Origin of the sequence: Streptomyces sp. GbtcB7, from assembly GCF_019091445.1 — a bacterium.
Lineage (GTDB): Bacteria > Actinomycetota > Actinomycetes > Streptomycetales > Streptomycetaceae > Streptomyces > Streptomyces mirabilis.
Window position 1 is genome coordinate 1 of sequence record NZ_JAGXJM010000689.1, and the last position, 233, is coordinate 233.

The 233-nt window shown below is 72.5% G+C and carries 1 pseudogene; it reads right to left on the bottom strand.

Annotated features, from left to right (window positions below):
- Window positions 1–233, bottom strand: a pseudogene (locus KVT44_RS57255) (phytoene dehydrogenase); the annotation flags it as partial.

A 233-nucleotide genomic window follows, 5' to 3' on the forward strand; every position in this document is an offset into this window, starting at 1 on the left:
CCCGCTGTCCGGACGCGGCCGTACGGTCGAAGACCCCCTGCAACGGGGAGCCGAGGGCGGCGAAGACCGGGCGCGCGAGCACCTTCCGGCCGTAGACGACATGGACGTTGAGGATCGGCGCGGTGCCGATCCCCAGCAGCCGTTCGGGGGCTTCGAGCGCTCCCTCGGGCAGCAGATCGTGGTCCTCGCGCTGGGGTACGGCGAGGACGACGGTGTCCGCGTCGAGCGTCTCG